Here is an 8,437-nt window from a genome sequence, read left to right on the forward strand (position 1 = left end):
TGGCGAAGATCGCGGCGAATCGGGGGTCAGCTGAGGATCCGCCGCCCTGGACCTGCACGGGGTAGAACCCGGTGGCGGTCAGTTCGTCGAACGTGTGCTGGTATTGCTGGCTGGTGAGGCCGTGCCGCGCCTGCCAGGGGCCGATCTGGTTGTCGCAGAACGCCGAGGCGTAGTGGCCGTTGTCAGTCGGTGACACCAAATACGGCCGGTTGCCTACCGACAGTTGCAGATCGAACCGCCGCTGGTAGTCGGTGGCGGACTCGTCGGTGCCGTCGGCGTTCCACGCCGTCGCGGCGGTGTTGGGAGCCATGACCACCGCGTAGCGCCGGTCACCGGGCGCCCCGTACACGTCGAGCGACAGCGGAATCGTGGTGGCTGCCAGCAGGTTGTTCTTGCTGTCGAAGCGGGCATTCTGGTAGACCGTGGCCAGTTCGGTCGCGCTCAGACCGAACCGTGTCAGCGGGATCTGCGACATCGGCTCCCACACCGCAGCGAACACTGCGTCGCCCGCGCCGCCGGTGACCGAAAGGATGCGCTGCCCGAAGCCTTCGGCGGCGTACTTGTTAAAAAACGCCTGGTAGTCCTTGGCGTTGTAGCCCCATTCCGCGAACTGGGGAACGGGATCGGCGCGATGGACCATCACCGCGGCGAACAGCGGCCGACTGGATTCACCGTAGATCGACAGCGACGCGAAGCGGTATCCGCGCGGATAGTAGGTGTTGAAATGCGTTTGCAGCACTGACGATTCGATGTTGTGCCAGGCTACGAAGTCGGCGGCCACGTTGTCTCCCTCGGTCATCTCGAATGAGTGCGAGGCGTTCTCAAGCCCATCCGGGTGTTCTCGAGACCCATTGGGCGCCAACCCGGTCACGGGGGCAAGGCTTCGGTCCGCTCACCGGACCGCGCGGTGTTGTACCAGGTGGCGATCACCGGGTCTTGACCCCGCACGACGACTTCGAGGGCGCAACCTCATCCCGGTAGGTTCGGCGTCGCCGGGTTGGTCGACCTGTCCGTCGACGCCGAACCGCCCAGTACCGCAGCTGAACTTGGTGGGCGCAGCTGGTCGATCGCCAGCGGCGGCGGCGTGCTCATCGGCACCGCCGAGCACGACGGACACGGCGGGTGCATCGCCGCAGAGATTACGGGGCCGGTGACACTGCCGGTGCGGCGCCGGCCCGCTAGGCCGCGATGCGGGCTGACAGAACGGCGGCCACCACCGCACCTGTGGCGCGAACAGATCTGTTGCATCAATCGGGATCGGTGTAGCTTGCAGCTCAGGGTGTAGTCACAAGCCGGGAGTGATGCCGTGGGCAGACTCGTTTCCGTAGTTGTAACTGCCAGTAGTCGCCGCGGCGCTCCTCGTGCGTAGTGATGCGGGGAATGTAAGTAGTCGGCTACGCTAGGCCGCTCCCCCATCCGGCGCGACGCTTGAGGCTGTAGGCACCTAACTAAAAACTTTCCCGCACAGGGTTTCAGCAGCGAGGCCCCCATGAATAACTCGGTATCCGTCAGTCCAGCCTCCTTCCCTGCCGCGGCGGACTTCGCGTCCCCCACCACGACCGGGTTCCCATCGACCGGGCGGGGAGTGCTCGACGGTGCATTCGCTGTGCTGGATGCTCTCGCCTATGCCGATGAGGGTCTGGGGCTGACCGCGCTGGCACGGCGAAGTGGTCTGCCGAAGTCATCCGCACACCGGCTCGCCGAACAACTCGTCGCTCTGGGCGCGGTGCAGTGCGTCGAGCAACATTATTACGTCGGGCCGCGGATATTTCGTATCGGGCAGCGCTGGCAGCCGGACCCGCTGCTGCGGCGCTGCGCGCAAGCGCCGGTTCACAACCTGGCGGTGCAGTCCCGGGCGATGGCGTCGCTGCGGGTCATGCATGAGCATCGGCTCCGGTATGTCTGCGCCGCGGTGCCGCACGGACACGCCTACATCCCCGACCCCGCCGACCCCGAATCGATCGCCCGCACCGCCACCGGCCGCGTCCTCTACGCCACCCAGGATGGCGAGCAGGTCACGCTTCCCGACTGCTGGACCCGCCATGACTGGCGCACCCTGCGCGAGTCCATCCGTGAAGCGGGCGCCACAGTGATCGACCGTCAGGACGCGGTTGCCGGGATGTGCTGCGTATCGGCGCCGGTGTGGTGGCCGCAGGGGGCATGCGCCGGCGCCGTCACCGTCACGGTGCACGCCAACGAGCTTCCCGTCGGCCTGAGTGCCCTGGTCACGCACGCCGCCGGCCGTATCGGCACCGCCCTGGCGCAACGGAAGCCCATATAAGCCGCGGAAGTCCGGGCGAGCCAGCCCAGTCCCCCACAAGCAGACTTGCGGTATGCTATAATCGCACTTCGCGGACCTAAAGTATGTAAGGTGGGAACCGTCCTATCAATCGGTGTTACGGATCGCGCCGGCGGTCCCCCGGGCATCGGCCGCAGTGCGGGACTTGACGATCGCGAGGTGAGGCAGCCATGCCCGCCGGGGTATCCAACAGTCCCGCTGCGCCGTATTCGTCTTCGGCTCCGCGCATCAGCGCCCACAAAAATCTCGTCACCGGCTCGGGGTTCCTGCCCGACCACCTCGTCGCCCTGCGGATCACCCGCGCCGGAGACGACATCGACGATTACCTCACTTATGTGACGAACGACGACGGTTGCCTGCACTGCGAGCTACCCGCGAGCCTCACCGGCACGTTGCACATCGCCGCCACCGACCACCGGCCGCATCGTGACGGCGCCTGCGGGCGGCTGTGGAGCAACACCTGCACCCTCGTGGTGACCGGCCCCTAACCGGACCGCCGCGATCGGGTCGCGCCAGCGGCGGGGTCCCACCAAGTGGCCAGCCGACCGATTCGACGTCGTGTGGACCTTTACCCTCGAGCCCGCCACGGGACGCGACGTGTTCGGCCAAGTCCCCCAACAACTCCTGGCTGGTGACACCGACACCGTGATCTGAGCCCCGCGGGCCGCTCGGCCGTAAAGTAACGCCGAACACCGACACGGACAGTGCGCACACTCCGACGCAGCGGGCACCAACCCCGCAACGTAGGTGCGCCGGGCAGGCTACATGAGTTTGTCTTCGCACCACAGCATTTTCGGCTCAGCAACCAGTCGAGATCCGCTATGGGCGGCGTCCACCGCATCCACCTTGAAGGCGAACACGGCCCGCTGTGCCGCCGTAGCCCGACTGCCCTGGCATGCGTGACGTCTGGACCACCGACCGACGCGCCGGCGATGTTCAGTGACCGCGAGACGGGACCAACGGCGGGGTCCTGGTCCGCTCAGCGGACCGCGCTCTTGCTTAACAATCCCGGTAGACGCGCAATGGGTTTGGGCTAGGTCATCGTCGCGTCGCGAATCTGACCGCACCAGGGAACGGAGAAGCCCGTGTCGATGGTTTGCGCCAAAAACAACGTCATTGCCGTGACCGCCTACGGTGGCGATGCCAAGACTCTGCTCGCATTTGATCTGACCGCCGACTCGGCCCGAACAGGGCTGGCGGGCTTCACCATTGAGGTGCATCCACCCGGCGCGGTTCCCTATTATCTCGACAACAATCTGCAGTTGGCCCCGTCGCCGGCCCACGCCCAGGTCGCCGGCGAGTCGCCGCATTCCAGCGTCAATGCGCCGATCCAGAAATTCCGGTGGGTCCAGGTGCCGGGCATGGTGCATCAGGGCGGGACACCGGCATTCGGCACCTACACCTATGTGGTCACGCCACGCTACTTCAGCGCGGCGGGGGCGCTGCAACCACTGGACCCGTCGATGAGCGTATCGGTCGATGTGGCGGTCGCCCCCTTCGTCAAGGGCGCGCTGTCCGTGAGTTTCACCCGCGGCTACGTCCAGTCGCAGGCGTTCGTGCGGCACTTCGGCGAGACCGCGCGCATCCGCCCCGCCGGCGACGACCTGGTCTATGACACGTCAGCGGTCGACGGCACCAACCCCGCGGGCCAAACCTTCACCTACGCCCAGGAGTACCAGTGGCTGGGTTTCACAGCCCGCCAGCGGGTCTTCGACATTCTGCAAGAGCTGGAGTCCGACTCCTCGCTGAAGCTCGACGTATTCGCCTACGACCTCGATGAGCCCGACGTCATCGCCTCGCTGCTCAAGCTGGGCAGCGCCAGCCGGGTGCGCATCATCCTCGATGATGCCTCGCTGCACCACAACACGGCCAAGCCCACGCCCGAAGACAACTTCACCACCGCCTTCACCGCGCAGGCCGGGGCATCGGCGATCAAGCGGGGCAAGTTCGGCCGCTTCGCCCACGACAAGATCTTCATCGTCTCCGACAGCACCGGGCCGCGCACCGTGCTCACCGGCTCTACCAACTTCTCGATCACCGGGTTGTACGTCAACGCAAACCATGTCCTTGTCTACGACGACCGCCAAGTCGCCGCCACCTACGCCGACGTATTCAACGAAGCGTGGACCACCGGGGTGCAGAACGCCCCCTTCGCCCAATCCCAGTGGGCAACCCAGGCTTTCACCTTCGGCGGTCAAGGCACTTCAGTTCCGGCGTTCTCAGTGACCTTTTCCCCGCACCAAGCGGATTTCGCCGGCGAGATCCTCAACGGTCTGGTCGAACGCATCAACGCCGAGGGCAAGGTCACCGCTCCGCCGGTCGGGACGGTGTTCTTCGCGGTAATGGAACTCAGCGGCATCGGCGCCGCCCAGAATCCCGTCTACACCGCGCTGAACAACATCCACACCGACCCCAACACGTTCAGCCTCGGTATTTCCGATGCGCCCAGCGGTGTGTCGCTGTACCCGGCGGGGGCAAAGACCGGGGTGCTGGTCAGCGGCAAACCCGGCACCTTCGTGCTACCGCCGCCGTTCAACCAGGTACCCACCATCGCCGGCCACGAGATCCATCACAAGTTCGTCGTCTGCGGGTTCCGAGGCGAAGACCCGGTCGTCTACTGCGGATCGTCCAACCTCGCGCTAGGCGGTGAGCAGGAAAACGGTGACAACCTGCTGGCCATCCACGACGCCGATGTGGCGACCGCGTTCACCATCGAAGCACTGGAGCTGGTGGACCACTACAACTTCCTCGACAGCTTGTCCAAGAAATCCGCGGCGTCGCCGAAAGCCGAACCACCCGCGCCACCGGCCGACAAACAGAAGGCGGCATCGGCGGCCGGCTGGTTCCTCGACGGCACCGATCAGTGGGTCCAGAAATACTTCGATCCCAACGATTTACACTCGGTCGACCGCCAGCTGTTCGGCGGCTAAGCCGCAGCAACCAACCGAACAACGGCCGAATCTCATGGAGGCGCAGCAGTGGTTGCCAGCACCGTGACGTTCTGGCTCGACGCCTTGATTCTGATCTTCGTGTGCGAGCAGATCGGCGGCACACACGCGGTCCGGGTGCAAGACACCCATCCTGGTCTTCGGTGGCCGCAGACTTGGCACTTGGTGTCGCTCGCCGGCCTCGGCGGCGCGCCGCGAATCCACGTGACCGGACACATGTTTCGCTGCCCGGCTGGTGTGCCTATGCCCGGTCCGGTGCCAGACGTGCGCAGCGCCAAAGGAATCACACGCCAAATGTAGGAGTCACGTTGTCCAAGCATGCAGACAAGCAGACCAAGTGCGCCGAACACGGCGTCTGGACCAGCGTCCCAACGCCTCCGCCCCCCAGTCAGCACCCTCTCGACTTCAGCGCTATTGACTCCGAGGAGAATCAGCGAATCATCTCCTCCGGCAAGATGAGTTTCGCGATGGTGGGCTGCTCCGGGGATCCCGACACGCAGACCAATACCCAAGCCGTCGCCCACGCGATAACTGCCGACAACGACACCTCGTTCTTCTTCCACCTGGGTGACATCATCTACTTGGAAAAGGGCAGCGACGCGACCAACGATGGCTCTGAAGCTGCCGACACACCTCGGCTGTGGAACACCCAGTTTTACGCTCCCTACACGAACTATCCAAAGTGCATCGTCTCCATCCCCGGCAATCACGATGGGAAGTCCTCGCCGATAACCAACTACCTGGACGCTTTTTGCTCCGACCATTCGAACTGGCCTAAGCCGTGGACGGGGAATACCACCGACGACAGGCCTGCCATGATTCAGCCTTATGTCTACTGGCGCCTCGATACTCCGCTGGCCTACATCGTCGGGCTGTACTCAAACATCGCCAACGGCGGTGTGTTGGACGATCCGACGGCGTATCCGGCATTCACCAGCGGTCCGCAATATCAGTGGCTGGTCGGGGAATTGAAAGCATTGGCCGCCGCAAACAGCCAGAACTCGCCGAAGAAAGCCGTCCTGCTGGCGGTGCATTATCCGCCTTATTCGGGAGCGACGAACTTCAACGTGCGCGGAGACCCATCTCGGGGACCCGGTCCCGACGTGTCCAATGCGCCCTATCTCGCCGTCGCCTTGCAACAGGCGATCGCCGACAGCGGGCAGCGACCCGACGCGATATTCTCCGCCCACGCCCATCTGTTCGAGCACCTGACTTACACCTTCGCCGACGGGACCGTCATGCCCTGCCTGGTTACCGGATGCGGCGGTCATTCTCCGCTGGAAGTGCTTTCCGACCAGTGTGACGGCGAGCCCGGAGAATCGCTGACGGCGCCGTTCCCGGCCGTGACCCCGGGGTCGTTTCAATATCCGGAGGGCGACTCGGCGCAGGTCGAATACTACGAGGACGGCAACAGCGATAACAGTGAGTTCGGCTTCCTGAAAGTGACGATCGAGGCGCGCACGCTGATGTGCCAGTTCATTGGTGTGACTTCGAACCAAACCCTGCACCAATTCACACTGGACCTCGATACCCACGAGTATCGGTAGTGAACGCCACAGAGACCGCTGCCGTGATCAGGTCTTCATGGCTAACCGCTGCTATCCGTCAGTTATCGCTCCTTGGCGATTGGAGCTGAACCCTCTCCCTCAATAGCACCCGGCGTTGCTGGAAGTCCAATACCGTTGCGGCTCTTTCGAAGTCGGGGTCGCTCGCGATCCGCGGCCGCATCTGAACGCCATGCGGTGTTTCATGTGCCGGTGTGGGTGACGGCGACGGTGTTGCTCCACAGCAGGCCGCCATCACCATCGGGGTCGGGGCGGTGGTCGGTGACGGCGATGTGCCCATTTCCGTTGACTGCGGTCTCGGGCAGCGGCGCGCTTAGGTACCCGTGGGCGTCGGTGACGTAGGTGAGGTAGTCCACAATGTCGTCGCCGATATCGGTGATGCGGATAGTGACCGAACAGTTGGGTTGGAATCCCGTGCCCGTGATGAGGACCTGGCCGCGGGAGGCGTTAATGATGGGGCCGGTCGGTGTGGCTGGAGACACAGTCGGTTGATTGCCGGGCATATCGGTAGGCATGCGAATCCCATCGCCTCCTGGTGCTGATCGCGGCCACGTACACCGGGAATAGCGACATCAAAATCCCCAGTACGTTAGCTCCATTTGATACCCGCACCGGGGCGCCGACAAACGCCCGGTCCGGTGAGTGGACCGACGGTGCGGGGTGGCGCCGATTCGCCCATGGAGCTTGGCGACGTGATTGTCGTAGGCCGGCCGGTTAGGTTAGGCCTCAGCCACGGAGAGGCTGCAGGTGTTGCTCCACAGCCGGCCGCATGCACCTGCGGGATCGCGGCGGTGGTCGGTTGCGGCGATGTACAACTTGCCCGTGACGCTGTTGGGTAGGTCGGAATGGAGGCAGCCGCGGCCGTCGGTCACATAGGTGAGGTAGTCATCGATGTCCTCTCCGGCGCGGGTGATCCGGATGGCGACATGGTGGCTGGGCAGAAATCCGGAGCCGGTGACGAGATGCCCCTCGGCACGGATCGTCGGAGTGGCAGACGAGTGAGAGGCGTACGGGTCATCGGTTAAGGGGGTGCGCACGGGCCGCTCCAATCGACTTATCGGGCCCGTGCTGTGGTCGCCGCTGCGGGGCGGTCGTCGATCCGCGGCCGGGACTCGATTAGCCAATCCGACACCCCTTGCGCGCAATGCGCAAGTGTTCCGAGCAAACCTTTAGCAAACTCATGTCTGGCTAGGCGAACCTCAGGCGTGGCACTCAAGAATACCCGCGTGTTACTCCTGGCTTATTTGCTGAAGAGCGGCGCCGATGCGGCATGCGGTGTGGGACACCAGGGCGGGTAGACCGGCGGGTAGAACGTCTCCCTCGACCGTGACGGTGACCGCGCCAGCGCAGACCCGACTCGGCCACCATACGGGCGCCGATACGCAACACATGCCAGCAACCGCGTCCTGACGGTCGACCACTGTCGCGCGCGGATCGCGAAGGGACTCGCGAAGGCGGCTCCAGTCGCGGCGGCTCCAGCACTCAGGAAGCATGACATCGCCGGCGGGTTGGGTCGCGTAGAGGACGCGTCCGGTGGCAGTGCGGGCGATCGATTCGGAGTCGGCGGGGTCGGGCAGGTAGGTGTGGCCGTGGGGCACAGCGGCACAGATGTATCGGAGCCGCTG

At 64.6% G+C, this 8,437-nt stretch carries 8 protein-coding genes and 1 pseudogene; 5 read left to right on the plus strand and 4 right to left on the minus strand.

Annotation, left to right across the window (positions count from 1 at the left end):
• The coding region (locus VML93_RS07540) for a hypothetical protein (RefSeq protein ID WP_325609240.1) at nucleotides 1–799 on the minus strand (799 nt) is incomplete at its 3' end.
• Nucleotides 800–1,489: 690 nt separating this feature from the next.
• Between VML93_RS07540 and VML93_RS07545 the strand changes: the two genes are divergently transcribed.
• The 5 genes from VML93_RS07545 (at nucleotide 1,490) to VML93_RS07565 (ending at nucleotide 6,794) form a co-directional block, all read left to right on the plus strand.
• Nucleotides 1,490–2,281 (plus strand): IclR family transcriptional regulator, encoded by a 792-nt coding sequence (locus VML93_RS07545; RefSeq protein WP_325609242.1) that lies wholly within the window; start codon nucleotides 1,490–1,492, stop codon nucleotides 2,279–2,281.
• Between the two features lie 188 nt (nucleotides 2,282–2,469).
• Nucleotides 2,470–2,787, plus strand: coding sequence for a hypothetical protein (locus VML93_RS07550; RefSeq protein WP_325609244.1), 318 nt, complete (start codon nucleotides 2,470–2,472; stop codon nucleotides 2,785–2,787).
• A gap of 633 nt (nucleotides 2,788–3,420) precedes the next feature.
• Complete coding sequence (locus VML93_RS07555) at nucleotides 3,421–5,229, plus strand: phospholipase D-like domain-containing protein (protein WP_325609246.1); 1,809 nt, start codon at nucleotides 3,421–3,423, stop codon at nucleotides 5,227–5,229.
• A gap of 48 nt (nucleotides 5,230–5,277) precedes the next feature.
• Nucleotides 5,278–5,547, plus strand: a complete 270-nt coding sequence (locus VML93_RS07560; protein ID WP_325609247.1) for a hypothetical protein — start codon at nucleotides 5,278–5,280, stop codon at nucleotides 5,545–5,547.
• Nucleotides 5,548–5,555: 8 nt separating this feature from the next.
• On the plus strand, nucleotides 5,556–6,794 hold the full coding sequence (locus tag VML93_RS07565; protein WP_325609249.1) for a metallophosphoesterase family protein: 1,239 nt from the start codon (nucleotides 5,556–5,558) through the stop codon (nucleotides 6,792–6,794).
• Nucleotides 6,795–6,994: 200 nt separating this feature from the next.
• Here the strand turns inward: VML93_RS07565 and VML93_RS07570 are convergent, their stop codons facing one another.
• From VML93_RS07570 to VML93_RS07580, 3 genes and pseudogenes are all read right to left on the minus strand, one after another.
• Complete coding sequence (locus VML93_RS07570; protein WP_325609251.1) at nucleotides 6,995–7,294, minus strand: hypothetical protein; 300 nt, start codon at nucleotides 7,292–7,294, stop codon at nucleotides 6,995–6,997.
• A gap of 237 nt (nucleotides 7,295–7,531) precedes the next feature.
• Nucleotides 7,532–7,849, minus strand: coding sequence for a hypothetical protein (locus VML93_RS07575; RefSeq protein WP_325609253.1), 318 nt, complete (start codon nucleotides 7,847–7,849; stop codon nucleotides 7,532–7,534).
• Nucleotides 7,850–8,041: 192 nt separating this feature from the next.
• Nucleotides 8,042–8,437: pseudogene (locus tag VML93_RS07580) on the minus strand (hypothetical protein); the annotation flags it as partial.

Source organism: Mycobacterium sp., assembly GCF_035499775.1.
Classification (GTDB): Bacteria; Actinomycetota; Actinomycetes; order Mycobacteriales; family Mycobacteriaceae; genus Mycobacterium.

Bases quoted from the DNA above. Each gene is read 5' to 3' on its own strand.
- VML93_RS07545 (WP_325609242.1), top strand. From the start codon at position 1,490: ATGAATAACTCGGTATCCGTCAGTCCAGCCTCCTTCCCTGCCGCGGCG.
- VML93_RS07550 (WP_325609244.1), top strand. From the start codon at position 2,470: ATGCCCGCCGGGGTATCCAACAGTCCCGCTGCGCCGTATTCGTCTTCG.